The sequence below is a fragment of the Kitasatospora sp. CB01950 genome, from assembly GCF_001905465.1.
GTDB lineage: Bacteria > Actinomycetota > Actinomycetes > Streptomycetales > Streptomycetaceae > Kitasatospora.
The window spans coordinates 194,924-220,868 of the sequence record NZ_LISX01000001.1; the positions used below are offsets into that span (position 1 = coordinate 194,924).

A 25,945-nucleotide genomic window follows, 5' to 3' on the forward strand; every position below is an offset into this window, starting at 1 on the left:
CCTGGTGTTTCGACGCCCGTGCAGTACGAGGGCAGTGTGAGAGCTACCGTACTGCGCGTGAAGTTCTACCCGACTCGTCCTGATGGGATGTCGGTCGGCCGGGGAAGGGCCTGGCGCTGCACATCGCCGTGACCGCGCCGGACGATCTGTTCCAGCAGCCGCGGGAGGCGCCCGCCGGGAAGCCCGGGCGGTGGAGCCAGTTCCTCGCTCGGCTGACCGGCCGACCGGCTGACCGGCCCGCCCGCCCCCGCGTCGGGCTCCCTTGCCCGGCGCGGACGGCCCGGCCACACTGTGCCTCGGGTCGGAGGAGGGGGAAGCCGTGGCAGTGGCGACACCGGACGCCGGGACGCCGTTCGGCCCCCGCCTGCGGGCGCTGCGCCGTCGGGCCGGGCTCAGCCAGCTGGCCGTTGCCGAGCGGGCCGGGCTGAGTGCCCGGGCGCTGCGCGACCTCGAACAGGGCCGGGTGCGGCAGCCCCGGCCGGGCACCCTCCGGCAGCTGGCCGAGGCGCTCGCGCTGACCCCGCAGGAGTTGGCCGAACTCGCCGAGCCGGCGGGCGAGTCGGCGGATTCCGGGCCGCTCCTGCTGCTCCTCGGGCCGCTGGAGCTGCGGCGCGGCGGCGGGTCCGTCCCCGTCACCGGCCCGATGCTGCGGAGGCTGCTCGGCCTGCTGGCGCTCAAGCATCCCGAGCCCGCCACCCTGCGGGAGATCGTCGACACGCTGTGGCCGGACGGGCCGCCGGAGTCGCAGCAGAGTCTGGTCCACACGTACGTGAGCCAGGCCCGCCGCCTGCTCGGCGGCGACGCCGTCGTCCGTACCCCGGTCGGCTACCGGCTGGCGGCCGGGCCGCAGGACACCGACCTCGGGCGCTTCGACGCCCTGCTGGCCCGTACTGTCTGCACCCACCACGCGCCCGACCCGGGCGCCCTGCACGAGACGTTGGCCCGGGCGCTGCGCTGGTGGCGCGGCCCGGTGCTGGCCGACGGCGATCCGGCGCTGCGCCGCCACCCGGCCGCCGTCGCGGCGGGTGAGCGGCGGATCCGCGCCGCCCTGCTGTACGCCGACACCGCGCTGCTGCTGCACCGGCCCGCCGACGCCGTCCCGCAACTGTGGGAGCTGGCGCACGCCGAGCCGCTGCACGAAGGGCTGCACGCCCGGCTGATCCTGGCGCTGGCCGGCGACGGCGAACAGGCCGCTGCCCTCGACGTGTTCCACCGTCTGCGCGAACGCCTCGACGAGGAGCTCGGCATCGCCCCGGGCCCGGAGGTCGAGGACGCCCAGCTGCGCGTGCTGCGACGCCAACTCCCGCCTCCGGTAAGGACGGAGAGCCCCAAGCAGCTGCCCGCCGAGGCCGGCCCGCTGCTGGGCCGCCGCGCCGAACTCCGGGCCCTCGACACGCTGATCGCCCCCGGCCCACGGCCACGGCTGGTGACGGTGGTCGGCCCGCCGGGCGTCGGCAAGACCGCGCTCGCCGTGCACTGGGCGCACACCCGCCGCGAGCACTTCCCCGACGGGCAGCTGTACGTCGACCTGCGCGGCCACTCCGTGCGGCCCGCGCTGCGGCCCGCCGAGGTGCTCGCCCGGTTCCTGCGCGCCCTCGGCACCCCGCCCGACCGGCTGCCCGCCGACCCGGACGAGGCCGCCGCGCTCTACCGGACACTGCTCGCCGACCGGCGCGCGCTGATCGTGCTGGACAACGCCCGCGATCCGGAGCAGGTCCGGCCGCTGCTGCCGGGCGCGCGCGGCAGCGCCGTCGTGGTCACCGGCCGGGACCGGCTGACCGGGCTGGTCGCCGGGGACGGGGCCCGCCGCGTCACCCTGGACCCGCTCGGCCCGGAGGAGGCGTGCGAGCTGCTCGGCAGCGTCGTCGGCGGGTGCCGGACCGCCGCCGAACCGGACGCCGCCCGCCGCCTGGTCGAGCTGTGCGGCGGCCTGCCGCTGGCCGTCCGCGCCGTCGGGGCCGAGTTGGTCGCCCGCGACGGCACGCTCGCCGAGTACTGCGTCGGGTCGGCCGGCGACGCGCTGCCGCACATCGAGGGCGACGCCTGGGAGACCGTCCGGGCCGCGTTCGACCTCTCGTACCGGGCGCTGCCCGAGCCCGCGCGGCGGCTGTACCGGCTGCTCGGGCTGCTCCCCGGACCGGACACCACCGCGGACGGGGCCGCCGCGCTCGCCGACACCGACCCTGCCGGGGCCGCCGCGCTGCTGCGCACCCTCGCCGACGCGCACCTGCTGCGCGAGCACCCCGCCGGCCGGTACGCGCTCCCCGGCCTGCTGCGCGCCCACGCCCGGGAGTTGAATGAGCCTCAGGAGGCGGACGCCGCGCGGCAGCGGCTGTACGACTGGTACCTGGCGGAGGCCGAGCCGGACGGGGACGTGGCCGCCGTCGTCCGGCAGGCCTGCGCGACCGGGTTCCCCGCCGCCGCCCGCCGACTGGCCGAACGCCCGCGCGCCGTACCGCAGTTCACCCCGGCCGGGGTCGGGCATCCGGACGACCTGACCGTCCTGGGGCTGATCTGCGGGAAGCTCGGCCGGCTCCAGCAGGCCGCCGAGCACTTCACCCGGGCCGCCCGGCTGCACCGCGAGCGCGGTGCCGTCACCGAGGAGGCCGTCGCCCGCACCAACCTGGCCGCCGTCCGCCGGGCCCTGGGCCGCCCCGCCGACGCCGTCCGGCTGCTCGACGCGACGCTGCCCGTGCACCGCAGCACCGGCAACACGTTCAGCGAGGCGGTGGCGCTGACCGTCCTGTCCGGCGCGCGCACCGACCTCGGGGACCCCGCCGCCGGCCGGCTGCTCGCCCGGGCCGCACTCACCGCCGCCCGCGCCGTGCGGCACCCCGCCCTGGAGGCGAACGCCCGGCTCGCGCTGGCCGCCGCACAGGAGCGCGGACACCGGCGGGCCGACGCGGTCGCCGGGTACCGGGAGGCGCTGCGGCTGGCCGAGGCCGCCGACGACCGCCATCCGCAGGCCGTCGCGCTGATCGGCCTGGCCACCACCCGCGCCGACACCGACCCCGAGGCCGCCCTCCAGCACGTGGAAAGCGCTCTCCGACTCACCCGTTCGGCCGGTTTCCGCATGCTCGAAGGCAACGCGCTGACCGCTCTGACCTGCGTCCGGACCAGGCTGGACCAGCCGCGGGCGGCACTCGACAGCGGCCGCGAGGCACTCGCCGTGCACCGCGAGACCGGCCACCTGCCGGGCGAGGCGCGGGCCCTGCTGGCGCTCGGCCGCGCACAGTCCGCACTCGGCGCGCCGGGCCTCGCGGTCGGGCACTGGCGGGAGGCGCTGCGGCTGTCCCGGGCGATGGGGGTCACCCGGCTGCGCTGAGCGGCAGTTCCGGTCCTTCCGCCGTACTGCCGGTTCGGGCCGCCGAGAGGCCGTATCGGCAGGTCGGCGTGGGTGCGGGAGCCTCTGGCCCGGCTGCAGGGCGGCGTACAGTCCGCCTCCGTACGGTGGGCGCACCGACCGCGCCGACACCCCGAGGTGACACCGTGCCGCTGCTGCCTTCACGCCCGGACTCCGCCGCATGAGCCGCTACGACCTGCTGGCATCCACGCCGTCGGTGCGCCGCGTCCAGCAGGAGTTCGGCAGCGCCGCCGCGGCCGGCCGCCGAGTGCGGGAATCCGCCGCGGAGCCGGAGCCGCTCACCGACAGCGCCGCCGCGTTCATCCGCGGGCTCGACGGGTTCCTGGTCGGCACGGTCAACGAGAACGGCTGGCCCTACCTGCAGTACCGGGGCGGCCCGCCCGGCTTCGTGCACGTGCTGGACGGGCACACCCTCGGCTACCTGGACGTCCGCGGCAACCGGCAGTACCTGACCACCGGCAACCTGCGGGCCGACGACCGGGTGTCGCTGTTCTTCCTCGACCAGGCCCGGCAGGCCCGGCTCAAGCTGTTCGGCCGGGCCACCGCCGTCCCCGCCGACCGGCACCCGGAGCTGGTCGCGCGCCTCGCGTCGCCGCGCACCGACGGCCGGGTCGAACAGGTCGTCACCGTCCGGGTGGAGGCGTTCGCCTGGAACTGCCCCAACCACATCACCCCGCGCTTCACCGCGGCCGAACTCGACCACGCCCTCGCACCGGTCCAGGAGCGCCTCGCCCGGCTGGAGGCCGAGAACGCCGCCCTCCGTGCACAACTCGCCGCTGTCCCAACGGACTTGAAGGACTGAACCGCCCGTGTCCGACTGCCTCGCCGACACCGACACCGACACGCCCGCAACCGCCACCGACACGCCCGCAACCGCCACCGACACTCCCGCCCCCGCCCGGGCACCCGCCGCCCGGGCCGTCGCCGCCGCCGAGCCGGCGATCTGGTCCCGCAACTTCCGCTACTGGTTCACCGCCCGCAGCGCGGGCCTGCTCAGCTGGGCGATGCTGCCGGTCGCCGTCTCGGCCGGTCTGGTCGGCAGCGGCCGCGGCCTGGACACCGCCGGGTACGCGATGGCGTTCCTGGTCGGCCCGTTCGCCGGGCTGGTGCTGTTCGGCGGGGTGCTCGCCGACCGGTTCACGGCCCGCCGGATGATGATCGTCGCGGATCTGGCCAACCTCGCCGCGCACGTCCTGCTCGCCGTGCTCTTCCTGCACGGCATCGACCACCTGTGGCAGCTGTACGCGCTGCTGGTGGTGGCCGGCACCGCCAACGCCCTGTTCCAGCCCGGCGCTTCGTCGACCGTGCCGCTGATCGCCCGGGACGTGCAGGGCGCCAACGGGGTGCTGCGGATGTCCGAGGCGATCACCGGTCTGGGTGGGCCCGCGCTGGCCGGTGTGCTGGTCGGGTTCGGCTCGACGGGCTGGGTGATGGCGATCTCCGCGCTCGCCTACGCGACCAGCGCGAGCTGCCTGTTCGCGCTGCGCCTCGGCAAGGTGCCCGCGCCGCCGGCCGGGGACGGGCTGTGGCGCAACCTGGTGGTCGGCTGGCGGGAGTTCCGGGCCCGGAGCTGGCTGTGGGGCGTGATCCTGATCTGGATGTTCTACGCGGTCCTCGCCTGGGGCCCGCAACTCTCCCTGGCCGCCGGGCTGATCGTCCCGCGGTACGGCGCGACGGCGTTCGGCCTGGTCAACTGCGCGCTCGGGGCGGGGACGGTGGTGGGCGGCCTGATCGCGATCCGCTGGAAGCCGGCCCGTCCGCTGGCGGCGGGCGCCGTCGCGATGTTCGCCTACCCGCTCTATCCGCTGGCGCTGGCCCTCGACGCGCCGGTCTGGCTGCTCGCCGCCGCCCAGGTCTGCGTCGGTGCGGGCATCGGCGTCTGGGGCGTCATGTGGGCGACCAGCGTGCAGACCCAGGTGCCCGGCGAGGTCCTCAACCGGGTTCACGCCTACGAGGTGGCCGGGTCCGTGGGCCTCTATCCGATCGGCTCCGCGCTGGCCGGGCCCGCCACCCATGCCTTCGGCACCACGCCCGTGCTGCTGGCCGGCCTCGCCGTCTCCGTCCTCTGCGCCGCCGCGCTGCTGCTGGCCCGCCCGATCCGTAGGCTGACCCGCGTCCCCGACCGGGCGGTCCCCGATCGGGCGGTCCCCGACCCGATATAGGGCGCGTGTAGACGGCCGATAGCCCAATCGATCACGATCTGCCCGGCACGCTCGCGCACGACCCGGTCGGAACCGGATCCTCGACACCGCGCAGTCCGCACCGCGCAGCCCGCACCGCGCAGTCCGCGGCGTTCCGCCTGCCGTGGGTGCGCCGGCCGGACTCCACCGGCCGTGGGGTGCGCCGGCCGGACTCCACCGGCCTGGGCCTGGTGCTCGCGCTGGTCGCGGCGCTGCTCCCGGCCTCGGCGGGGCTGCGGATCCGCCCGCCGGACCTGGCGAGCAGCCGGTCGTAACGGCCCGAGGAGCGCCGGTACTGTGATCGACTGCGGGAAGAGGCGTGCAACTTCCTCCCGCGCGGGGCGCACGCATCGGGGAGGGACGTCCGGCGAACGGGGGGATCGGGTGGCCGCGCGGATCGAATTCGGCCTGCTGGGCCCGCTGTCCGTCGTCACGGACGGCCGGCGCACGGCCGTCGGAGGTCCGCGCCAACGCGCCATCCTGGCCCTGCTGTTGCTGTCCCCGGACACCGTGGTGTCGGTGGACGCGATGGTCGAGGCGGTCTGGCAGGGGGACCCGCCGGCCACCGCCCGCACCCAGGTGGCGATCTGCGTCGCGGGCCTGCGCAAGGTCTTCCGCGCGCAGGGCTGCGGCGACGCCCTGATCTCCACCGTCCACCCCGGGTACCAGCTCAACTCGGCCGGCCACCGGATCGACCTGCTGGTCTTCCAGGAACTGGTCCGGCAGGCCGAGCAGGCGGCCGCCGGCCGGCGCACCGCCGAGGCCGGCGTGCTGTACGCGCGTGCGCTCGGCCTGTGGCGCGGGTCGGTGGCGGAGGGCGTCGCCGGGCGGCAGGTCGAGGACGAGGCGGGCCGCCTGGAGGAGACGCGGGTGTCCTGCCTGGAGGCGCTCGCCGAGATCGACCTCGCCCTCGGACGGCAGTTGGAGGTGATCGGGGGACTGACGCCGGTGGTCCGCGAGCACCCGCTGCGCGAGCGTGCCCGGCACGTTCTGATGCGGGCCCAGTACCGGGCCGGGCGGCGGGCGGAGGCACTGGAGACCTTCCGCGAGGGCCGCCGGCGGTCCGTCGAGGAACTCGGTCTGGAGCCCGGCCCCGACCTGGGCCGTCTGCACGACGCGATCCTGCGCGACGACCCCGCGCTCGGCCGGCCCGACGACGGCGCGCAACCGGCACCCGCACCCGCACCCGCACCGGCCCCGCAACCGGCCCCGACTCCGCTCGCCGTCGCACAGCCGACGCCGTCCTTCCTGCCGCCGAACGTGCCGGCCTTCACTGGCCGGGCCGCCGAGACCGCGACGCTCGACCGGCTGGCCGAGGGCCGCTCGGAGGAGCAGCCGCCCGGCATCGGCCTGATCACCGGCGTCGCGGGCGTCGGCAAGACCGGCCTCGCCGTGCACTGGGCGCACCGGGTCGCCGCCCGCTTCCCGGACGGCCGGCTGTACGTCGACCTGTGCGGCCACGACGAGACCCGCGAGCCGACCACGGCCGCCGACGTGCTGAGCCGCTTCCTGCGCGCCCTCGGCGTACCGAGCGAGCAGATCCCCGCCGACACCGGCGAACGCACCGAGCTGTACCGCAGCCTGCTGGCCGGTCGCCGGGTCCTGGTGGTGCTGGACAACGCCCGTTCGGCGGCGCAGATCGGCCCGCTGCTGCCCGGCACCGGGCAGTGCTGCGTGGTCGTCACCGGCCGCGAGCCGATGGAACAGCTGATGCTCCGCTACGGCGCGGTGCGCGTCCAACTCGGCGTGCTGCCACCGGCGGAGGCGGTCGAGCTGCTGGGCCGGATCGTCCCCGAGGACCGGATCGCGGCCGACCCGGAGCAGGCCGAACGGCTGGCCGAGCTGTGCGACCGGCTGCCGCTGGCGCTGCGGATCGCCGCCGCCCGGCTGGCGTCGAAGCCGCACTGGAGCGTGCGTCACCTGGTGGCCCGGCTGGCCGACGAGCGCCGCCGACTGGACGAGCTGAGCCGGGGCGAGGCCCAGGTCCGGGCCGGATTCGCGGTCAGCTACCGGCAGTTGGCGCCGGACGCGGCCCGGCTGTACCGCCGCCTCGCGCTGCTCGAGGCGCCCGACGTGACGGTCTGGACGGCCGCCGCACTGCTCGACGTCCACCCGTTCGAGGCGGAACGGCTGCTGGAGCACCTGGTGGACGTCCAGCTGCTGGAGGTCACCGGCACCGACGGCACCGGCCAGCTGCGCTTCCGAATGCATAACCTGCTGGGCCTGTTCGCCCGCGAGCGGCTCCGGGCGGAGGAGAGCGAGGACGAGCGGGCGCGGAGCCTGGACCGGGCGCTGCGCGGCTGGCTGACCGTCGCCGAGCACGCCCACCGGGCGGAGTACGGCGGCGACTTCGCGCTGATCCACGGCTCCACCCCGCGGCTGGAGCTGGACGCGCAGCTGCTGGAGGAGTTGACGGCGGATCCGCTGGAGTGGTTCGAGGCGGAGCGGCTGTCGCTGATCGCGGCGATCGACCAGGCCGCCCGGCTGGGGCGGGACGAGCTGGCCTGGGACCTGCTGAGCTGCACCGTCGTGCTGTTCGAGACCAGGGAGTACCTGGACGACTGGCAGTTCTGCTGCGACCGCGCGCTGGCCGCGACCCGGGCGGCCGGGAATCTGCGTGGCGAGGCCGCGGTGCTGGAGTCGCTGGGCGAACGCTGGATCGGCATCCGGCACCTCTCGGCCGCCGAACCGCTGCTCCGGGCGCAGGCCCTGTTCGAGCAGATCGGGGAGGAGCACGGGCGGGCCCTGGCGGTGCGATCGCTGGCCGTGCTGGACCGCGTCCAGGGTGATCTGGTCTCGGCGCGGGCGCGGCTCACCGAGGCCGTCGGGCTGTTCCGGGCGGTGGGCGACCTGTCCTGCGAGGCGCACGTGCTCGGCTTCCTGGCGCAGGGTGAGCTGGACCTCGGGCGGCCCGGGGCGGCGCTGGGGTACGCCGAGCAGGCGGTGGCGGTCGCCCGGCGGATCGGGGAGACCGGGGTCACCGCGCAGGTCCACTTCCGGTACGCCCGGGCCCTGTTGGCGCTGGAACGGTTCGAGGAGGCGGAGCGCGCACTCCAGGTGGTGCTCCGGGTGGTGACGGCCAGGCGCGACCTGTTGGGCTCCGTCCATGCCCGGCTCGGCCTGGGCGAGACGATGCTGCGGCGCGGACGGGCGGGCGAGGCGCATGCCGAGCTGCTGGGCGCCCTGGAGCTGGCCGGCCGGACCGGGACCGTCGTGGTCGAGGGCCGGGTGGGTGCGGCGCTCGGGCGGGCCGCCGTCGCGCTGGGCCGGGTCGAGGAGGCCCGGGAGCGGCTGGAGTGGGCCGCCGGGTTGTTCCGGGCCAGTGGCGCGGATCGCGATCTCGGGCTGGTGGAACAGGAGTTGGCGGTGCTGTGAGGGCCGGTCGGCGCGGCGGTATCGGCGGTGTATAGACCGCCGGGGCAGGGTGGGGGCAGCTGCCCCGCTGCCCGAAGGAGCCGGCGATGACCAGTGGTGCCGAGCCGCACCCCGCCGACGCTCTCACGCCGTTCGCGGCCCGTACCGCGAGCACCCTGCGGGCGCTGGTGAACCACGACCCGGCCGCTGCCGGCGCGGGCCCGTTGGCGCTGCACGTGGTGGGCTGGGCGTGGAACCTGGACGCCGGTGAGCGGGCTCTGCGGGAGGCGCTGCGCGACGGCCCGGTCGGGGCGGCCGACGCGCACGCGCTGGGCCGGGCCGCGGCGCTGATCGGGGCCGCCGAGGCGGCCACCCGGCTGGCGGCCCGCAGTGCGCACGTGCTGCCCGCCGAGGCGGAGCTCACCCTGCCGGTGGTGTCGGCGCTGGTGCCGGCGCTGGTCGTCGAGGCGACGTCCGCGCTGGCCCGCCCGGCGGCCGTCCGGGCGGCCGGGGCGGAGCGGCTGCGCGGCACGGTGGTCGCCCAATTCCCGTGGCTGGTCCACGGGTTCGCGTCCGAGGCGGTGGACGGTCCGGGCCTGGCCGAGGCCCTTCGGCTGGGCGCCCCGCTGCCCGTCGCGAACGAGGACGAGGACGAGGACGAGGATGTGGACAAGGGCGGGGCCGGGTCCGGGTCCGGGTCGGAGGCGCGGCCCCGGGGCGGGTGCAGCCCCGTCCAGGCGCTGCCCGGGCTGGTCGGCGGTCCGGCGCTGGAGGCCGCCGGGGCGGAGGTGCAGAGCCTGGCGAAGTCCTTGCTGGCGGCGGGCGACGAGCTGCACCGGCGGATGGCCGAGCTGCCGACCGAGCCGGAGGGCAGTCCGACGGGCTGTGAACTGGCCGCCGCCTACGAGACGTTGTACGCCGCGGCGGCCTGCCTCGCGCTCTGGTCGGCCGGCGTGGCGGTCGGGCCGCTGTGGCTGCGCACGGCGCTGCGGGCGCTGCTGGTCCGCCTGCACCGGCTGCTGCTGGAGCCGCCGCCGGTCCTCGACCCTTATCCGGCCGAGGAGTTGCTCGCCGTGGCGTTCGGCGCGGGGGCCCGGCTGCTCACCTTCTGCACCGGCCCGGAGGTCAGTGCGCAGGCCGGTGTGGCATGACGGTCCGCACCTCGCCGTTCAGGATCTCCTGGTACGTCCGGGCCAGCAACTTCCCGGGTTCGACGCCGAGTTCGTCGACGAGCAGGCGTCGCCCGGCCAGGTAGAGCGACACTGCCTCGGCCTGCCGTTCGGAGCGGAACAGCGCCGTCATGAGCAGCGCCCGGAAGCGTTCGCGCATCGGGTGGCGGGCGACCAGGCCGGTCAGTTCGGAGATCAGCCGGCGGTGTCGGCCGGTGATCAGGTCGGCCTCGATGCGGGCCTCCAGGGCCGCGAGTCGGGTCTCCTCCAGGCGCGGGCGTTCGGTGGCGGCCAGGTGGTCCGTCACATCGGCCAGTGCCTCGCCGTTCCAGCACTCCAGGGCGGCCCGCAGGTGTTCGGCGGCGTCCTCGAAGCGCTGTGCGCGCAGCGCCCGGAAGCCGTGGTCGGAGAGGTCGCCGAAGGCGGTGAGGTCGCAGGGCACGTGCGGGGCGAGCAGTCGGTAGCCGGACCGGATCCGCACCAGCGGGACGTCGGGGCCGACCCGTCGCCGGATCCGCGAGGCGTAGGTGTGGATCTGCGCGGCGGCCGTGCCGGGCGGGCGGTCGTCCCAGAGCATCCGCCCGAGGTGCTCGTCCGACACCACCCGGCCCTCGGCCAGGACCAGTGCGGCGAACATCGTCCGCTGCTTGGTGCCGCTGAGTGTGTCCTCCCGGCCGTCGGCCAGCAGGTGGACCGGACCGAGAATCCGGAACTCCATGGCGTCGCCCTCCCCGTGCCCGGGGCGGCCCGCGCTCCGGGGCCGCCTGCCCGACCGACGATAGAAGGGCACGTCATCACCCCGATATCGGCCCGATATCGCTCAGTCGGCGGGGCGCAGCCCGGCCAGCAGGAAGGGCACCAGGCCGCGGTGCAGCAGGGCGGTGCGCCAGGCGGTGCGGGCGTCGGACAGCTCCTCGGTGCGGTGCGGGTCCTCGGGGGGCACGGCGCGCTGGCGGGCGGCGCTGAACAGCAGGCCGAGCAGGCCGATCACGGCGCTCGCGACGGCGGCGGCGACGGTGCTCCAGGCGACGGTGCGCAGCACGTCGGCGGAGGCGGCGTGCGGGCCGGACAGGCCGATGAGGGCGGCGAGCAGGAAGAACACGGCGGCGGCGCTGCCGGTGACGATCGGCACCACCAGCGCGAGCGCGCCGAACCAGCCGGAGAGCCGTTCGCCGGGCTCGGGGGCGGTGCCGGGTGCGTCGGGTGCGGCGTCGCGGAGCCGGCGGTACGTCAGGTACTCGGGTTCGGCGGTGGCCAGGATCTCGGCGGTGCGCTGCCGGGCGAGGGCCCGCAGCCGGGCGTCCTGGGCGCGGTCGCCGGCCAGTGCGGCGCGCACGGCGGGGTCGGCGAGGGCCCGGCCGAGGGCGTACTCGAAGTCGGCGCGGTCCTGCTGGGTGGGGCCGTGTCCGGAGAGCGGGTCCATCGCTGCTGTCCCCTGTGGTGGTCGGGTGCCGGTCGGCCGCGGTGTCAGCCGAAGGTGAGGTCGGAGCAGGCGTCGTCGTCGGCAGAGCGGGCCTGGCTGACGCTGGTGGGAAGCGGGCCGGTGGGCAGCGGCGGGGCGGCGGTGGTGCCGCCGCCGGCCGCGTAGTCCGATCCGAGGGTGACGGAGAGGCCGGCGTGGGTGCCGGGTTGCAGGGAGGCGCCGGGGAACAGCTCGGCGACCTTCTCGGCCTGGGCCTTCTCGCCGGGCCCGTACTCGACGAGGGTGGTGGTGTGGGTGCGGGAGGCGGCGTTGGCCCGGCCGGTGACGGTGAAGCCGGAGCCCTCCAGTGCCTCGGCGGCCTTGGTGCTGAGCCCGGTGGTGGAGGTGCCGTTGTAGACGGCGACCCGGATGCCGGCCCCGTCGACCTTGGTCGGCGCGGCGGTCGGGCTGGGGCTGGGGCTGTCGGCGGGCGAGGGGCCGGCGGAGGCGTCCTGCCCGTCGAGGGTGCGGTCGGCCTTGAGCGCCGCCCACAGCTGGTCGGCGTCGGGGTGCACCAGGGCGACCCGTTCGCCCTGGTAACGCCAGGGCACGGTGAGGAACTTGATGTCGTGCAGGTCGATGTCCTTGAGGGACATCGCGAAGTCGACGAGTTTCTGCGCCGAGCCGAGGCCCTCGTCGACGGTGAGCGACTTGGTGGCGGCGTCGGCCAGCGGCAGCAGTGCGACGGGGTTCATGCCCTCCGACTTGACCTGCTTGATCAGCGAGGAGAGGAAGGCCTGTTGGCGCTTGGTGCGGCCGATGTCGGAGCCGTCGCCGAGGCCGTGCCGGATCCGGACGTAGTCGAGGGCGGCCTGGCCGGAGATCTTCTGGTGGCCCTGGTTGAACAGGAGCTTGCCGCGGTGGCCGAGGTTCGGGTCGAGGTCGCCCTCGTAGACGGCCTTGGGCAGGCAGACGTCGACGCCGCCGACGGCGCTGGTCATGTCGGCGAAGCCCTGGAAGTTGATCACCATGGTGTGGTCGATGCGCAGCCCGGTGAGCTTCTCCACGGTGTTCTGGGTGCAGGCGGGGTTGCCCTGTTCGGTGTCGCCGACCGAGAAGGCGCTGTTGAACATGGCGCTGGTCTGCGCTTTGGTCCAGTTCTTGTTCGGCAGCAGGCAGGACGGGATGGCCACCAGGGAGTCGCGCGGGATGGAGACGCCGACCGCGTGCTTGTGGTCGGCGTAGACGTGCAGCAGGATCGCGGTGTCCGAGCGGGCGCCGCCCTCCTGGCCGCCGCCGAGGTCCTTGTTGCTGCCGGAGCGGGAGTCGGAGCCGATCAGCAGCAGGTTGATCGGGACGCGTCCCTGGGCGTCGGCGCTGGCGGCGTCGGGGCGGTCCTTGGCGATGCCGGCGCTGTCGAAGGTGCTCAGGTTGCCGTTGAGCCGGTAGTAGACCAGGCCGCCGGCGGTGACGGCGAGTGCGGCGACGCCCGCGGTGGTCCACAGCGCGATCCGGCGGACCTTGCGGCCGCGCCCGGATCCGGTGGAGCGGGCCTCCGCCCTGCGTGCAGACATGACGCACCCTTCGCCGTCGGGGTCGGCGGGATGCCGGTCCGAACTTCTACAGTGCTGTAGAGGTTCAGCGAAGCATACAAATGCGCCCGGGTGAAGTCACACCGGGCGCGGAGTTCGTGCCGGGGCGGTGCCCCGGGCGGGGGATCAGTGCGTGTGCAGCAGGGCGAGGTGGACGACGGTGGCCCGGGCGAGGTCCAGGGCGGCGCCGCGGCGGTGGCGGCGGGCGTCGACGGACTCGGCGCGTTCGATGGCGGTGCGCCGGGCGTCGTCCTCGGCGGGGGCGTCCACGATGAACAGCTGGCTGCCGGCGCGGAGTTCGTTGGCGTGCGGGATCTCGACGCACCAGCGGTGGCGGCTCCGGGCGATGTCCATGGGCCTTCCTCTCCCGGCGTGCGAGATGCTGCTCTCCTGGGCGACAGGGAGCTGTCTCCGACCATAGGTATAGGCCAATTCCTCCGTCAAGAGGACAAGTCCCCAATCAAATAATCCGTTCAACGGTGTATGTCCGGTCGCTGTCCGCTACCGTTCCGCGCATGACCGCCCCCGCCCACCCGGCACCCTCGGCCCGCCGCCTGCGCACCCGCGCCGCCCTGCTCGCCGTCCTCGGCGAACACGGCACCCTCAGCCGCGCCGAGATCAGCCGGCTCACCGGGCTCTCCCGGTCCGCCGTCAGCAGCGCCGTCACCGACCTGATCGGCGAGGGCCTGGCCGACGAGACCACCGCCGTCGCCACCTCGGGACGCGGCCGCCGCGCCGCCGCCGTCACCCTGCGCCGGGCCCACGCCCTGGTCCTCGCCCTCGACTTCGGGCACACCCACGTCACCGCCGCCGTCGCCGACACCACCGGCGCGGTGCTCGGCGAGGCCACCGCCGGCCTCGACGTGGACAACCACCCCCGCGAAGTCCTGGACGCCGCCCGCGCCCTCGCCGACCGGGCGCTCGCCGACGCCGGCCACACCCTGGACGCGATCACCGCCGTCGCCGCCGGCATCCCCGGCGCCCTCGACACCCGCACCAACGTGGTCCGCGCCCCCTCCACCCTCTCCCAGTGGATCGGCATGGACCCGGCCGCCGAACTCGGCCGGCTCTTCGGCCGCCCCGTCACCGTCGGCAACGACGCCGAGATGGGCGCCCGCGGCGAACGCGCCCACAGCGGCGGGCGCGTCGTCAACGACCTGATCTACGTCAAGGCCTCCACCGGCATCGGCGCGGGCCTGCTGCTCGACGGCCGGATCTACCGGGGCGCGAGCGGCATCTCCGGCGAGATCGGCCACATCCAGCTCCCCGACACCGGCACCTGGTGCCGCTGCGGCAACCGCGGCTGCCTGGAGTCCGTCGCGTCCATCGTCGAGGTCCGCCGCCGCCTCGCCCACGTCCTCGCCCCCGGCGCCCGCCCCGGCGAGGCCGTCGACCTGCCGCCGCTCGGCGAGCTCGCCGACACCCCCGCCGCCGCCCGCGTCATCGGCGAGGCCGGCCGTACCATCGGCCGCGTCCTCGCCGACCTGGTCAACTGCCTGAACCCCGCCGCCATCGTGATCGGCGGCGAACTCGGCCTGGCCGGACAGCCGTTGATCAACGGCATCCGCGAGTCCGTGGACCGCCACGCGCAGCCCGCGGTCGCCGAGGCCGTCGAGATCCGGGCCAGCCGGCTCGGCCTGCGCTCGGAGCTGTACGGAGCGATCGACGCCGCGATCGCCACCGCCGCTCAACCGGGCTGACGGGCGCGCTCGGCGAGGAAACGGCGCTCCGGCAGGCTCGGCGCCAGCGCGGACGCCCGGCGGAACGCCTCCGCCGCGGCCTCCGTCGCGCCGGTGCGGGCCAGCAGCTCGGCCCGTACCGCCAGGAAGCGGTGGTGGCGGCCCAACGCCCTTTCCAGCGCGTCGAGTTCCTTCAGTGCGAGCTCCGCGCCGTGCACCTCCGCGAGCGCCACCACCCGGCCCAGCTCCGGCATCGGACCGGGCGCCACCCGCACCAGCAGGTCGTACAGCGCCAGGATCTGCGGCCAGTCCGTGGCCGCCACGTCCGGCGCCTCGTCGTGCAGCGCCGCGATCGCCGCCTGCAACTGGTACGGCCCCACCCGGCCGTGCGGCAGCGCCCGCTCCACCAGCGCCACGCCCTCGGCGATCGCCGCCGCGTCCCAGCGCGTCCGGTCCTGCTCGGCCAGCGGCACCAGCTCGCCGCCCGGGCCGGTGCGGGACGGCCGCCGGGCGTCGGTGAGCAGCATCAGCGCCAGCAGGCCCATCACCTCGGTGTCCGCGGGCAGCAGCCGGTGCAGCAGCCGGGTCAGCCGGATCGCCTCGTCGGACAGCCGGGGGATCGTCAGGTCCTCGCCGGAGGTGGCCGTGTAGCCCTCGTTGAACACCAGGTACAGCACCTGCAGCACCTCGCGCAGCCGCTCCGCCGTCTCGCCCGGCTCCGGCAGGACGAACCGCAGCCCCGAGCCGCGGATGGTCTGCTTGGCCCGGCTGATCCGCTGCGCCATCGTCGCCTCCGGCACCAGGAACGCCGCCGCGATCTGCGCGGTGCTCAGGCCGCCGACCGCGCGCAGGGTCAACGCGATCCGGCTGGGCGCGGTCAGCGCCGGGTGGCAGCACAGGAACAGCAGCGCCAGCGAGTCGTCCCGGTCCGCGGCGGGGTCGGCGTCGGCGGCCCGGCCGAGCAGCTCCGACTGCGGCGTGGCCAGGAACATCCGCTCCTCGCGTTCGCGCCGGGCCCGGTCGGCGCGCACCAGGTCCACCAGCCGGCGGGCGGCCACCGTGACCAGCCAGCCGCGCGGGTTCTCCGGCCGGCCCTGCTGCGGCCACTGCGTGGCGGCCGCGAGCAGCGCCTCCTGCACCGCGTCCTCGCAGCTGTCGAACGCGCCGGGGTGGCGGCGCAGCAGCGCCGCCAGGACCCGCGGTGCGAGGGCGCGCAGCAGGTCCTGGTCGGTGGCCGTACGGTCGTCCACGCGGCTCAGCTGTCCATCGGCGTCTCGTGCAGGATCGGCCACAGCTCCACCGGCTCCCGGTCCGCCCACGGCATGTCGGCGGCGATCTCCAGCGCCCGCTGCTCGCTCTCGCAGTCCAGCAGGTAGAAGCTCGCCATGTACTCCTTGGTCTCCAGGTAGGGGCCGTCGCTGACCGCGGGCAGCCCCTCCTGGCGGCGCACCAGCCGGCTGGCGGCCGCGTCGCCGAGGCCGTACGCGCCGATCAGTTCGCCGGTCTCCCGGTAGCGGGCGTTGAACGCGTCCTGCTGGGCGATCGCCTCCGGCCACTCCTCGGCGGAGACGGACGCCCACTTCTCCTGGTTGCCGTACGTCATCAGCAGGTACTTCACGGGGACCACGTCCTTCGTGCTCGTCGGGTGCTGTCGTCCGGTGGTCGGAGCGGGGAGCGGCTCCTCTACACGCCTGCGGGGAAATCTTTCAGGACGCGGGCGGGGTCCACACGTAGGGCGTGGTGGTGGTGACGGCGTGCATGCCGAGGCGGCCCAGGATCGGGGTGCTGTCGGGCGAGGCGTCCACCTGGAGGTAGCGGATGCCGTGTTCCAGGGCCCAGCGGGCGCGGTGCGCGACCAGTGAGCGGTAGATGCCGCGCCCGCGCCAGGCGGCGAGGGTGGACCCGCCCCACAGGCCGGCGAACTCGGTGCCGGGGGCGCGGGTCAGCCAGGCGGCGGAGACCACCTCGGGGGCGGGGGCGTCGGTCTCGGCGACGACCACCAGGAAGCCGTCGGGATCGGCGGCGGCGTTCTCGGTCAGGTCGCCGACCAGGAAGGACCAGTCCTCGCCCCACACCTCGCTCTGCAGGGCGGCGATCCGCCGCATGTCGGTGCGGGCGGTGACCCGGCGCAGCGTGATGCCCTCGGGCGCGGGGGTCGGGGTGGCGAGTTCGGCGGCCAGGCCGATCAGGACGGTCTCCGGCGCCTCGGCGACGAACCCGGCCGCGGTCAGCCGCTGCGGCAGGTCGGCGGGCAGGTCGTGGCCGCGGGTCTTCCACTCGACGGCTTCGCCGCGGGCGGCGAAGAAGTCGCGCTGCCGGGCGATCAGTTCGTCGAGTTCCTGGCCGCGCAGGCCGAGGTCGGCGGTGGGCGAGGTGACGAAGCCGCGGAAGCCGCCGGACTTGCGCAGCAGCGGGCCGTCGGCCTGTTGGATCTCGCCGTCGCGGGCGGGGCCGAGGCCGCGCAGGTGCTCGTCGTAGGCCGCGAGCAGGGCCGTGGTCAGGTCGGTCATCAGGCGAGGGTAGAGGATCTTGGTAAGTGCTTTCCGGCCAATTCTTCCGACCGGCGGTGGCGTTGACGCCGAGGTGAAGGTCTAGCGTCGTGGCCATGCGGATCGGCGAGCTGGCAGAGCGGGCCGGCACCACCACGAGGGCGCTGCGGTACTACGAGTCGCGGGGGCTGCTGCCCGCGCGCCGCGGCGGCAACGGGTACCGGGCGTACGACGAGGACGACCTGCGGCTGCTGCGGCAGATCCGGGTGCTGCAGGACTTCGGCTTCGAGCTGGAGGAGACCCGCCCGTTCGTGGAGTGCCTGCGGGCCGGGCACCCGGCCGGCGACTCCTGCCCGGCCTCGCTGGAGGTGTACCGGGCGAAGCTGGCCGAACTGGACGCCATGGTGGCCCGGTTGAGCGAGGTCCGGGAGCAGGTGGCGGCCCAGCTGGTGCAGGCCGAGGCGGCCCGCGACGCGCTGGCCGCGGTGGACGAGGAACCGCGCTGCGAACTCGCGCGCGGGCAAGGGGAGGAGACCCGATGAGCAGTGTGCAGACCGTGACCGACCAGGACTTCGCGAGCGAGGTGCTGGCCGCCGAGGGCCCGGTGCTGGTGGAGTTCACCGCCGACTGGTGCCCGCCGTGCCGCCAGCTGGCCCCGGTGCTGGCCGAGGTGGCCGAGGAGCAGGCGGGCAGGCTGAAGATCGTCGCCCTGGACGTGGACCGGAACCCGGAGACCCAGGCCGCGTACGGCGTCCTGTCGATGCCGACGCTGATGGTCTTCCGTTCCGGCGAGCCGATCCGCTCGATGGTCGGCGCCCGCGCCAAGGCCCGCCTGCTGCGCGAGTTGGACGATCTGCTGTAGCCGCGCAGGTCGCCGTGCGGGTGAGGGCCTACCGTGGGTCGCAACACCGCACGACGAAGGAGCCACCGCCATGCCCGACCGCGACGCCGCGCTGGAGACCATTCAGCGCGAGCTCACCGCGTTCGCCCGCCGGGCCCGCCACAAGGCAGCCCAGCTGCACCCCGAGCTGTCGCTGGTCACGTACAGCATGCTCGACCTGGTCAAGGAACGCGGCTCCTGCCGGGCGGCGGACCTGGCAGCGCACTTCATGCTCGACAAGTCCACCGTCAGCCGCCAGGTCGGCTCGCTGGAGCGGCTCGGGCTGCTGGGCCGGCAGGCCGACCCGGACGACCAGCGCGGGCAGCTGCTGCACCTGACGGACGCCGGCGAGCACCTGCTGGCGGAGGCGTACGAGCAGCGGCGGCGGGCCTTCACCGACCGCTTCACCTCCTGGGGCGACGAGGACCTCGACCGGTTCGCCGGCTACCTGGTCCGCTACGGCGAGACCGAGTAGCGGATCGGCCTTGACCCTCACGCGGCGTGAGGCCGGAGGCTGGTGCGCAGCGGGAGGGAGGGACGCGATGAGCGGATACACGGTCGGGCAGCTCGCCCGGCTCGCCGGAGTGACGGTGCGCACCCTGCACCACTACGACGAGATCGGGCTGCTGTCGCCCGGCGGCCGCACCCCGGCCGGCTACCGGCGTTACGCCGAGGCCGAGTTGGACCGGCTGCAGCAGATCCTGTTCTATCGCGAACTCGGCTTCCCGCTGGAGGAGATCGCGGCGATCCTGGACGACCGCTCGGTCGGCCCGACCGAGCACCTGCGCCGGCAGCGCGAGCTGATCGGCGACCGGATCAGGAAGTTGGAGGACCTCGCCGCGGCGGTCGAACGAGCGATGGAGGCAAGGACGTTGGGAATTCAGCTGACCCCGGAGGAGAAGTTCGAGGTGTTCGGCAAGGACTACCAGGAGAACTGGGAGGACGAGGCCGAGCAGCGCTGGGGCGACACCGACGCCTGGAAGCAGTCCCAGCAGAAGACCTCGAAGTACACCAAGGCGGACTGGGAACGGATCAAGCAGGAGACGGACGCCGTCAACGAGGCGCTGGTGGCGGCGTTCACGGCCGGCGCGGCCCCCGACAGCCCGGCGGCGACGGACGCCGCCGAGCAGCACCGGGCGCACATCGGCCTGCACTTCTACGAGTGCGCTCCGCAGATGCACCGCTGCCTCGGCGACATGTACGTCGCCGACGAGCGGTTCACCGCCGCCTACGAGCAGCTCGCCCCGGGCCTCGCCGGGTGGCTGCGGGACGCGATCCACGCCAACGCGGACCGGCTGGAGCAGTCCTGACGGCAGCTCAGGCGGCCGGTCCGAAGGTGCGCCGGTAGGCGGTCGGGGAGGTGCGCATGGTGCGGCCGAAGTGGTGGCGGAAGGTCGCCGCCGACTCGAAGCCCACCGCCGCGGCGATCTCCTCGACGCTGCCTTCCGGCGACTCCAGCAGCGGCAGGCTGGCCGCGATCCGCTGGATCGCCACCCACCGCATCGGGCTGACCCCGTTGCGGGCGGTGAAGTGCCGCAGGTACGAGCGGTCGGACATGCCGGCGGCGCGGGCCAGCAGCGGCACGGTCAGCGGCCGGGCGAGCTGGTCGAGCGCCCAGCGCATCGACCGGGCCACCCCGTCCTCGGGCTCGTCCACCGGCCGTACCGTCGCCTCGACGTACTGCGCCTGCCCGCCGTCGCGGTGCGGCGGGGCGACGAAGCGGCGGGCGACGGTGTTGGCGACCTTGGCGCCGTGGTCCTGCCGGACCAGGTGCAGGCACAGGTCGATGCCGGCGGCGCTGCCGGCGCTGGTCAGCACCTGGCCGTTGTCCACGTACAGCACGTCCGGGTCGACCCGGACGTCCGGGTGGCGGCGGCGCAGTTCTTCGGCCCACCGCCAGTGCGTGGTGGCGGGCAGGCCGTCGAGCAGGCCGGCGGCGGCCAGCGCGAAGGCGCCGGAGCAGATCGACACCACCCGGGCGCCGCGGGCGTGCGCGGTGCGCAGCGCGGCGACCACGGCGGGCGGGACCTCGCCGTACGGGTCGGGCACCCCGACGACGACGGCGGTGTCCGCGGCGGCGAGTTCCTCCAGGCCGTGCCGGGGGGTGAGGGTGAAGCCGCCGACCGCCTCCAGCGGGTGGCCGGGCCGTTCCGCGCACACCCGGACGTCGTACCAGGGGGCGGCCAGCAGCCCGGCGAGTTCGGGGCGGGCGAGGGCGAACACCTCGACCACCACGCCGAGTTCGAACGGGGCCATGCCCGCGAAGGCGTACACGGCGACGGTGTGCACGGGCGCCGGGCGCTTTCCGATGGTGACGGGGACGGGCTCGGCCATGTGGTGCTCCAGGTGCGGCCGGTGGGGGGTTCGCGGCGAGTGTAGCGGCCCGTGCCGGAAAACCTTTGGAACTGAGCCGGGACTGCCCGCGAGGATGGGGGAGTCAACTCGCGGGGCGGCGGCGGCGCCTTCCGCGGACCTCACCACACCCCTTTTCCGGAGAGCGCCATGTTCACGTCCGGTTATGCCCGTTTCGAGAAGAATGTCGTCGTCGCGGCCTCCGGCTGGGGCCGACGGCACTGAGCGCACCGAAGCCCCCGCCGGCGGACCGGACGGGGGCTTCGGTGATGCTGCGTCAGCCGTTCAGCGAGGCCATCCAGGCCTCGACCTCGTCGGCCTGCCGGGGCAGGGCGGCCGAGAGGTTCTCGTTGCCGTCGGCGGTGACCAGGATGTCGTCCTCGATCCGGACGCCGATGCCGCGGTACTCCTCGGGGACGGTCAGGTCGTCGGCCTGGAAGTACAGGCCGGGCTCGACGGTCAGCACCACGCCGGGCTCCAGCACCGCGTCCACGTACTCCTCGCGGCGGGCGTGCGCGCAGTCGTGGACGTCCAGGCCGAGCATGTGGCCGGTGCCGTGCAGGGTCCAGCGGCGCTGCAGGTCGAGCTCCAGGACCTTCTCCACGTCGTAGACCGAGGAGTCGATCAGGCCCCACTCCAGCAGGCGCTCGGCGAGCACCCGCTGTGCGGCGTTGTGGAAGTCGCGGAACTTCCCGCCGGGCCTGACCGCGGCGATGCCCGCCTCCTGGGCGTCGTACACCGCGTCGTAGATCTTGCGCTGCAGCGGCGTGAAGGCGCCGTTGATCGGCAGGGTGCGGGTGACGTCGGCGGTGTAGAGGGTGTGGGTCTCCACGCCGGCGTCCAGCAGCAGCAGTTCGCCGGGGCGGACGTCGCCGTCGTTGCGCACCCAGTGCAGGGTGGTGGCGTGCGGGCCGGCGGCGGCGATGGTGCCGTAGCCGACGTCGTTGCCCTCGACCCGGGCGCGGCGCCAGAAGGTGCCCTCGATCCAGCGCTCGGAGGTGGCGACGGCCTGGCCGAGCTCGCGCACCACGTCGGTGAAGCCGTTGACGGTGGCGTTGCAGGCGGCGCGCATCTCGCCGATCTCCCACGCGTCCTTGACCAGGCGCTGCGTGGACAGGAACACCTTCAGCTCGTCGTCCTTGTCGGCGTCGAGCTGCGCGGCGAGGGCGGCCTCCAGGCCGGCGTCGTAGCCGCGCACCAGGCGGGTCGGGACGGTGACGGCGGCGAGCTCCTCGGCGGCCTTGCGGACGTCGCGGGTCGGCAGGCCGTACAGCCGGGAGGACTCGGTGAGGGAGTTGCGGCGGCCGACCCACAGCTCGCCCTGGCCGCTGAGCCAGAACTCGCCGTTCTCGCGGTCGGAGCGCGGCAGCAGGTAGAGCGCGAACTCGTGGCCGCCCTCGACGGGCTCGCCGACCAGGATCGCGTCCTCGGTCTGGTTGCCGGTCAGGTGCACGTACTCGCTGGCGGCGCGGAACGCGTACTCGGTGTCGTTGGAGCGGGTGCGCAGGTTGCCCGCGGGAACGATCAGCCGCTCGCCGGGGAAGGCGGCGGACAGCTTGGCGCGGCGCTCGGCCGCGTACGGGGCCTGGGCGACGGGCTGCAGGCCGTGCAGCTCGGTGTCGGCCCAGCCGGAGCGCATGGACGCGGCGAGCTCCTCGGAGATCTCGCCGTGCAGGCCGTTCTTGCGGCTCTTGATCGGCTCGTCCTCCTCGCCGTCGGCGGTCCCTTCGGGGTTCTCGGACACCGACGGGCTGCGGTCCTCGGTCACTACGTCGCCTCCTTGCGCGTGGTACCGCCCTGTACTCCCCGGGTCGCGGGGCGCGTGGGCGGACGTCGCACCCATGGTACGTAGGGCCGTTCGAGTGAAGAAAGCCCCTTCGAGCAGCGACGGGCCTTACTCGAAGCGGGCCTCACTCGAAGCGGGCGGCCAGCAGCACCAGGTCGTCCTCGCCCGGGCCTTCGCTGCCGGCCTCGGCCAGCAGGTGATCGCAGAGCCGCTCCGGGTCCAGCCGGACGTCCCGGGGGGCGTCGGCGGCGACCCGGCGCAGCGCGCTCTGCCCGGCGTGCAGATTGGCCCCGAAGCGGCGGGCCAGGCCCTCGGTGTACAGCACCAGCACGTCGCCGCGCTCCGCGGTGAGCTCCACGCCGGGGGCCTCCCAGCAGCTGAGCATGCCGAGCGGCGCGGACAGCGAGGTCTCCACGAAGTTCGCGCCGTACCGGGTGAGCAGCACCGGCGGGCAGTTCGCCGCGCCGGCCAGCGCGATCCGGCGTTCGGCCGGGTCGACGGTGGCGTACACGGCGGTGGCGGAGCGGGTCGGCTCGGTGGTCTTCAGCAGCAGTTCGAGGTCGCCGAGCACGGAGACCGGGTCCTCGCCCTCCAGCACGGCGTAGGCGCGCAGCGCGGCCCGCACCCGGCCCATCGCGGCGGCCGCGCAGGCGCCCGCGCCCGGTCCGGCGCCGGGGCCGCCGCCGAGCACGCTGCCCACGGTCAGCGCCAGGGTGTCGTCGGGCAGCGGGACGGCGTCGTACCAGTCGCTGCCCGCGGCGTGTTCGAGGGCGGCGGGCACGCAGCGGGCGGCGATCCGCAGGCCGGGCCGGACGGGCAGGTGGTCGGGCAGCAGCGAGCGGCGCAGGGCGGCGGTGGCGCGCACCGCCCGGTCGGCCTCCAGCTGGCGGGCCAGCAGCGGTGCGGCGAACTCGCAGTAGCGGTGCACCAGGTGCTCGCGGCGCTCGTCGGGGCGGCCCGGCTCGTCGTAGAACCAGACGGCGGCGCCGAGCGCGCCCTCGCGTTCGGTGGCCAGCGGCAGCGCGTAGCAGGCGCCGAGGCCGAGCTGGGCGGCGATCTCGCGGAACCGGGGGCCGACCGTCGGGTCGGTGGCCAGGTCGGAGATCAGCAGCCGGTCGGTGGCGCCGGGCATGCTGAGGAGGTCGGCGAACGGGCCGTGCTCGGCGGGGATGGTCTCCAGCGAGCCGAGCGTCGCCGGGTCCAGGCCGAGGCCGACCGGCCGGGCCAGGGTGCGGGCCGGGCCGGGCCGCAGGGTGACCACCAGGCCGCGGCGGGCGCCGAGCAGCGCCGCGCCGGAGTCCAGCAGCGCGTCGAGGGTGCCGGACAGGCCGTCGGCCCGGGCCAGCAGCTCCAGGTGCTCCTGGAGGCTGGTGAAATCGGACAGCCATCCGGCCAAACGGTCCTGCAGGTCCGCCGAGGGCACCTCGCCGAGATCCGGCAGCAGCACCGGGTCGGACCTCAGGGCCTCGGCCGCCAGCGGCTGGACGTCGGTCATGTCACAACTCCCCACAATCCGGAACGTGTCACGCAGGACCCCCGAGACCGACCGAAAACGATGTCTTTACTCACTACTCGGCACGATTCCCCCACTTGTACACAGGCCGATCGGGGCATGTCCAGGAGTGCGGCGGGCAGAACGTGCCAGGGATCGTACGGCGAGGCCCCGCAGGTGCCACCCGAGGCGCCGGGCACTCACTCGTACGGTGGAACCGGTGTCGGCCTGCCCGCGTCCATCCGGACGTATGGGGGATTCTCGTTCCAGTGGCACAGCGTGGGCCCGTTCGACGCGCACACGCACCGCCCGCACCCCCCGGCCCAGGCCGACCGACGCGGAGAGGAACGAGCCGCCATGCGCCGACACCGCCGAGAGCAGCTGACCGAGCGGGTGGGCCAGTGGTGGCCGGGCCGCCGCGGCCGGACATTGGCCCTGACCGCCGCGTTGCAGGCCGCCGTCGGCTGCGGCTGGCCGGTGGTGCCCGGGGCGCGGGCGCTGCGCGGATCGGCCTGCTCGTGCCCGGACCGGCTCTGCCCGACGCCCGGCGCGCACCCGTCCGATCCGCCGCTGGAGGCGGCCACCACCGATCCGCGGATGGTCCGCCACTGGTGGGAGCAGCGGGCCCCGGGCGCGCCGGTGGTGGCGGCGACCGGCCGGTCGCTGTGCGCGGTGAGCCTGCCCCGCCCGGCCGGCCCGTGGCTGCTGCGGCACCTGGAGGAGATCGGCGTCCCGTACGGCCCGGTGCTCGGCACGCCGGGCCGGTTCGTGCTGCTGACCGCGCCGTACACGCTGCCGGAGCTCGGCGCGCTGCTGTCCGAACGGCCTTGGGTGCCGGGCGTGTTGCGCTACCACGGGCCGGGCGGCTACCTGGTGCTGCCGCCCTCGCGGACGGGCGCCGGGCCGGTGCGCTGGGTGCGCGGCCCGGGGCCGGGCCGGCCCTGGCTGCCCGAGGTCGGCACCCTGCTGGGCGGGCTGATCACCGCCAGCGCGGTCTGCTGACTGATCGTCAAGATCTTTGTGCCGCAGACTCGGAGACAAAAAAGGCCCGACCGCTGGCGACGGGGGATGCACCAGCGGTCGGACTGTTCAAACAGTAACAAAGATCCGGCTCCGCGCCAATTTGTCCACGCCGAAAGGTCCTTGACACTTTCGGCGGCCGGACGGGAATGTGACGCCGGTCACCCTCTCCTAGTTGAGGGTGATCTGACGGTTCACCAGGTTGGCGCGGGAGCGGCGCTCCTCGGCGGTCAGCGGCGCGGGCGCGGCCAGCACCTCGGCCAGCTTCGCGGCGAACTCCACGGCGGGCTTCTCCACCTCGGCGGCGGTCATCTCCACCGGCAGGTCCCACACCGGCACGGTCAGGCCGTGCGCGCGGAACGAGCCCACCAGCTTGGTGCCCTCGCCGAGCGAGCTCTCGCCGGCGGCGGTCAGCCGGGCCAGCGCGTCGAGCAGCTGCTCCTCCGGGACGGTCATCACCCAGCGCAGGTGGTTCTTGTCCGGGGTGCCGCACCAGTACGCGGAGTCCACGCCGGTGAGCTTCTCGGTCGGGATGGCCGAGGCGTTGGCCCGCTCCAGCGAGGCCGCGACCTCGCCGGTCGCCGACTCGGCGTCCTCCAGCCAGAATTCGAAGCCGGTGTGCACGGCGGGCGTGAACTCGGCCGTGGTGTCCAGCAGTTCCTGCAGACGGCGGGCGCCCGGGTCGGTCCGGCGGGCCGGCACCGGGGTGCCCGGCTCGGTGGCCAGCGCCAGCTCCAGCGCGTCCGCCAGGTCACGGCTCAGGTCGCCCGAGGACGACTGGGTCTGCAGGCCCAGCAGGATCGAGCCGTCCGCCCGGCGCAGTGCCGGCCAGGCCAGCGGCAGCACCGTCGCCAGCGTCACCGACGGGACGTCGCCGACGGCCTCCTCGGCCACTCCGGCGGCCAGCGTCAGCGGCACGGTGGCGGCCGGCACCAGCTCGCGCAGCGCCACCCAGTCCGCCTCGCCCGGCAGGCCCTCGAACGGCCGGTGCACCAGCTCCTGGACCGCGTGCGCCGCGGTACGGCCGTGGCAGGCCTTGTACCGGCGGCCCGAGCCGCACGGGCACGCCTCGCGCGCTCCGACGACCGGGATCTCGCCCTCGACGACGGTGGACTGGCTGGGCTGCTTCTTCGCGGCCTTCTTGGCCATGGTGCGGCTCTCCCGGGGACGTCGGACTTTGCACCGG

General features: G+C 75.0%; 23 protein-coding genes. 12 read left to right on the forward strand and 11 right to left on the reverse strand.

Features of this window, described 5'->3' with window-relative positions; all coding sequences use genetic code 11:
• Positions 1 to 319 precede the first annotated feature (319 nt).
• From AMK19_RS00880 to AMK19_RS00900, 6 genes are all read left to right on the forward strand, one after another.
• Positions 320 to 3,325, forward strand: a complete 3,006-nt coding sequence (locus tag AMK19_RS00880) for a BTAD domain-containing putative transcriptional regulator (RefSeq protein WP_241844187.1) — start codon at positions 320 to 322, stop codon at positions 3,323 to 3,325.
• A gap of 199 nt (positions 3,326 to 3,524) precedes the next feature.
• Positions 3,525 to 4,166, forward strand: coding sequence for a pyridoxamine 5'-phosphate oxidase family protein (locus AMK19_RS00885; RefSeq protein WP_073807244.1), 642 nt, complete (start codon positions 3,525 to 3,527; stop codon positions 4,164 to 4,166).
• A 7-nt stretch (positions 4,167 to 4,173) separates the two neighbouring features.
• Entirely contained in the window at positions 4,174 to 5,526 is a 1,353-nt protein-coding gene (locus AMK19_RS00890) for an MFS transporter (protein ID WP_083646416.1), read from the forward strand.
• A 146-nt stretch (positions 5,527 to 5,672) separates the two neighbouring features.
• On the forward strand, positions 5,673 to 5,819 hold the full coding sequence (locus AMK19_RS35780) for a hypothetical protein (RefSeq protein ID WP_158071848.1): 147 nt from the start codon (positions 5,673 to 5,675) through the stop codon (positions 5,817 to 5,819).
• 109 nt (positions 5,820 to 5,928) lie between these two features.
• Positions 5,929 to 8,919: an AfsR/SARP family transcriptional regulator gene (locus AMK19_RS00895; RefSeq protein WP_143200003.1), complete on the forward strand. Its 2,991-nt coding sequence runs from the start codon at positions 5,929 to 5,931 to the stop codon at positions 8,917 to 8,919.
• Positions 8,920 to 9,005: 86 nt separating this feature from the next.
• Positions 9,006 to 10,049 carry a hypothetical protein gene (locus tag AMK19_RS00900; protein ID WP_073807245.1) on the forward strand — a complete coding sequence of 348 codons (1,044 nt, stop codon included), beginning with the start codon at positions 9,006 to 9,008 and terminating at the stop codon, positions 10,047 to 10,049.
• Here the strand turns inward: AMK19_RS00900 and AMK19_RS00905 are convergent.
• The 4 genes from AMK19_RS00905 to AMK19_RS00920 form a co-directional block, all read right to left on the reverse strand.
• Complete coding sequence (locus AMK19_RS00905; RefSeq protein ID WP_073807247.1) at positions 10,024 to 10,785, reverse strand: AfsR/SARP family transcriptional regulator; 762 nt, start codon at positions 10,783 to 10,785, stop codon at positions 10,024 to 10,026. The two genes, AMK19_RS00900 and AMK19_RS00905, sit on opposite strands and share 26 nt — an antisense overlap.
• A gap of 102 nt (positions 10,786 to 10,887) precedes the next feature.
• Positions 10,888 to 11,490 carry a hypothetical protein gene (locus AMK19_RS00910; RefSeq protein WP_073807248.1) on the reverse strand — a complete coding sequence of 201 codons (603 nt, stop codon included), beginning with the start codon at positions 11,488 to 11,490 and terminating at the stop codon, positions 10,888 to 10,890.
• 44 nt (positions 11,491 to 11,534) lie between these two features.
• Positions 11,535 to 13,043 carry an LCP family protein gene (locus AMK19_RS00915; RefSeq protein WP_073807250.1) on the reverse strand — a complete coding sequence of 503 codons (1,509 nt, stop codon included), beginning with the start codon at positions 13,041 to 13,043 and terminating at the stop codon, positions 11,535 to 11,537.
• Positions 13,044 to 13,187: 144 nt separating this feature from the next.
• Positions 13,188 to 13,415: a hypothetical protein gene (locus tag AMK19_RS00920; protein WP_073807252.1), complete on the reverse strand. Its 228-nt coding sequence runs from the start codon at positions 13,413 to 13,415 to the stop codon at positions 13,188 to 13,190.
• Between the two features lie 161 nt (positions 13,416 to 13,576).
• Here AMK19_RS00920 and AMK19_RS00925 point away from each other — a divergent pair, with 161 nt between their 5' ends.
• The gene (locus AMK19_RS00925; protein ID WP_073807253.1) at positions 13,577 to 14,761 is read left to right on the forward strand and encodes an ROK family transcriptional regulator; all 1,185 of its coding nucleotides are present in this window, start codon (positions 13,577 to 13,579) and stop codon (positions 14,759 to 14,761) included.
• Here the strand turns inward: AMK19_RS00925 and AMK19_RS00930 are convergent.
• The 3 genes from AMK19_RS00930 to AMK19_RS00940 all read right to left on the reverse strand — a co-directional run bounded on the left by AMK19_RS00930 (position 14,749) and on the right by AMK19_RS00940 (position 17,250).
• Positions 14,749 to 15,990: an RNA polymerase sigma factor gene (locus AMK19_RS00930; RefSeq protein ID WP_073807255.1), complete on the reverse strand. Its 1,242-nt coding sequence runs from the start codon at positions 15,988 to 15,990 to the stop codon at positions 14,749 to 14,751. The two genes, AMK19_RS00925 and AMK19_RS00930, sit on opposite strands and share 13 nt — an antisense overlap.
• Before the next feature lie 5 nt (positions 15,991 to 15,995).
• Positions 15,996 to 16,358 carry a YciI family protein gene (locus AMK19_RS00935; RefSeq protein WP_073807256.1) on the reverse strand — a complete coding sequence of 121 codons (363 nt, stop codon included), beginning with the start codon at positions 16,356 to 16,358 and terminating at the stop codon, positions 15,996 to 15,998.
• An 88-nt stretch (positions 16,359 to 16,446) separates the two neighbouring features.
• Positions 16,447 to 17,250 (reverse strand): GNAT family N-acetyltransferase, encoded by an 804-nt coding sequence (locus tag AMK19_RS00940; protein ID WP_073807258.1) that lies wholly within the window; start codon positions 17,248 to 17,250, stop codon positions 16,447 to 16,449.
• 95 nt (positions 17,251 to 17,345) lie between these two features.
• Between AMK19_RS00940 and AMK19_RS00945 the strand changes: the two genes are divergently transcribed.
• From AMK19_RS00945 to AMK19_RS00960, 4 genes are all read left to right on the forward strand, one after another.
• A complete protein-coding gene (locus AMK19_RS00945) occupies positions 17,346 to 17,771 on the forward strand; it encodes a MerR family transcriptional regulator (protein WP_073808267.1) in 426 nt (141 codons plus the stop codon).
• Positions 17,768 to 18,091, forward strand: a complete 324-nt coding sequence (gene trxA / locus AMK19_RS00950; protein WP_073807259.1) for a thioredoxin — start codon at positions 17,768 to 17,770, stop codon at positions 18,089 to 18,091. The genes AMK19_RS00945 and trxA overlap by 4 nt, the downstream gene beginning before the upstream one ends.
• 70 nt (positions 18,092 to 18,161) lie before the next feature.
• Positions 18,162 to 18,584 carry a MarR family winged helix-turn-helix transcriptional regulator gene (locus AMK19_RS00955; RefSeq protein WP_073807261.1) on the forward strand — a complete coding sequence of 141 codons (423 nt, stop codon included), beginning with the start codon at positions 18,162 to 18,164 and terminating at the stop codon, positions 18,582 to 18,584.
• Between the two features lie 67 nt (positions 18,585 to 18,651).
• A complete protein-coding gene (locus tag AMK19_RS00960; protein ID WP_073807262.1) occupies positions 18,652 to 19,419 on the forward strand; it encodes a MerR family transcriptional regulator in 768 nt (255 codons plus the stop codon).
• A gap of 7 nt (positions 19,420 to 19,426) precedes the next feature.
• On the opposite strand, the gene AMK19_RS00965 is transcribed toward AMK19_RS00960, so the two are convergent.
• From AMK19_RS00965 to AMK19_RS00975, 3 genes are all read right to left on the reverse strand, one after another.
• Positions 19,427 to 20,443, reverse strand: coding sequence for a helix-turn-helix domain-containing protein (locus tag AMK19_RS00965; protein ID WP_073807264.1), 1,017 nt, complete (start codon positions 20,441 to 20,443; stop codon positions 19,427 to 19,429).
• A gap of 295 nt (positions 20,444 to 20,738) precedes the next feature.
• Complete coding sequence (locus AMK19_RS00970) at positions 20,739 to 22,229, reverse strand: aminopeptidase P family protein (RefSeq protein WP_241844188.1); 1,491 nt, start codon at positions 22,227 to 22,229, stop codon at positions 20,739 to 20,741.
• Between the two features lie 142 nt (positions 22,230 to 22,371).
• Positions 22,372 to 23,742 carry a PP2C family protein-serine/threonine phosphatase gene (locus AMK19_RS00975; protein ID WP_083646418.1) on the reverse strand — a complete coding sequence of 457 codons (1,371 nt, stop codon included), beginning with the start codon at positions 23,740 to 23,742 and terminating at the stop codon, positions 22,372 to 22,374.
• A gap of 354 nt (positions 23,743 to 24,096) precedes the next feature.
• Here AMK19_RS00975 and AMK19_RS00980 point away from each other — a divergent pair, with 354 nt between their 5' ends.
• The gene (locus AMK19_RS00980) at positions 24,097 to 24,741 is read left to right on the forward strand and encodes a bifunctional DNA primase/polymerase (protein ID WP_083646419.1); all 645 of its coding nucleotides are present in this window, start codon (positions 24,097 to 24,099) and stop codon (positions 24,739 to 24,741) included.
• A 189-nt stretch (positions 24,742 to 24,930) separates the two neighbouring features.
• Here AMK19_RS00980 and AMK19_RS00985 read toward each other — a convergent pair whose 3' ends face one another.
• Positions 24,931 to 25,908, reverse strand: a complete 978-nt coding sequence (locus AMK19_RS00985) for a DUF5926 family protein (protein WP_073807265.1) — start codon at positions 25,906 to 25,908, stop codon at positions 24,931 to 24,933.
• Between the last annotated feature and the right edge of the window lie 37 nt (positions 25,909 to 25,945).

Excerpts from the sequence above, each read along its gene's own strand:
- AMK19_RS00885 (WP_073807244.1), top strand. The coding sequence starts at position 3,525 with ATGAGCCGCTACGACCTGCTGGCATCCACGCCGTCGGTGCGCCGCGTC.
- AMK19_RS00900 (WP_073807245.1), top strand. The coding sequence starts at position 9,006 with ATGACCAGTGGTGCCGAGCCGCACCCCGCCGACGCTCTCACGCCGTTC.
- AMK19_RS00905 (WP_073807247.1), bottom strand. The coding sequence starts at position 10,785 with ATGGAGTTCCGGATTCTCGGTCCGGTCCACCTGCTGGCCGACGGCCGG.
- AMK19_RS00910 (WP_073807248.1), bottom strand. The coding sequence starts at position 11,490 with ATGGACCCGCTCTCCGGACACGGCCCCACCCAGCAGGACCGCGCCGAC.
- AMK19_RS00915 (WP_073807250.1), bottom strand. The coding sequence starts at position 13,043 with ATGTCTGCACGCAGGGCGGAGGCCCGCTCCACCGGATCCGGGCGCGGC.
- AMK19_RS00920 (WP_073807252.1), bottom strand. The coding sequence starts at position 13,415 with ATGGACATCGCCCGGAGCCGCCACCGCTGGTGCGTCGAGATCCCGCAC.
- AMK19_RS00925 (WP_073807253.1), top strand. The coding sequence starts at position 13,577 with ATGACCGCCCCCGCCCACCCGGCACCCTCGGCCCGCCGCCTGCGCACC.
- AMK19_RS00940 (WP_073807258.1), bottom strand. The coding sequence starts at position 17,250 with ATGACCGACCTGACCACGGCCCTGCTCGCGGCCTACGACGAGCACCTG.
- AMK19_RS00945 (WP_073808267.1), top strand. The coding sequence starts at position 17,346 with ATGCGGATCGGCGAGCTGGCAGAGCGGGCCGGCACCACCACGAGGGCG.
- trxA (WP_073807259.1), top strand. The coding sequence starts at position 17,768 with ATGAGCAGTGTGCAGACCGTGACCGACCAGGACTTCGCGAGCGAGGTG.
- AMK19_RS00955 (WP_073807261.1), top strand. The coding sequence starts at position 18,162 with ATGCCCGACCGCGACGCCGCGCTGGAGACCATTCAGCGCGAGCTCACC.
- AMK19_RS00960 (WP_073807262.1), top strand. The coding sequence starts at position 18,652 with ATGAGCGGATACACGGTCGGGCAGCTCGCCCGGCTCGCCGGAGTGACG.
- AMK19_RS00965 (WP_073807264.1), bottom strand. The coding sequence starts at position 20,443 with ATGGCCGAGCCCGTCCCCGTCACCATCGGAAAGCGCCCGGCGCCCGTG.
- AMK19_RS00975 (WP_083646418.1), bottom strand. The coding sequence starts at position 23,742 with ATGACCGACGTCCAGCCGCTGGCGGCCGAGGCCCTGAGGTCCGACCCG.
- AMK19_RS00980 (WP_083646419.1), top strand. The coding sequence starts at position 24,097 with ATGCGCCGACACCGCCGAGAGCAGCTGACCGAGCGGGTGGGCCAGTGG.
- AMK19_RS00985 (WP_073807265.1), bottom strand. The coding sequence starts at position 25,908 with ATGGCCAAGAAGGCCGCGAAGAAGCAGCCCAGCCAGTCCACCGTCGTC.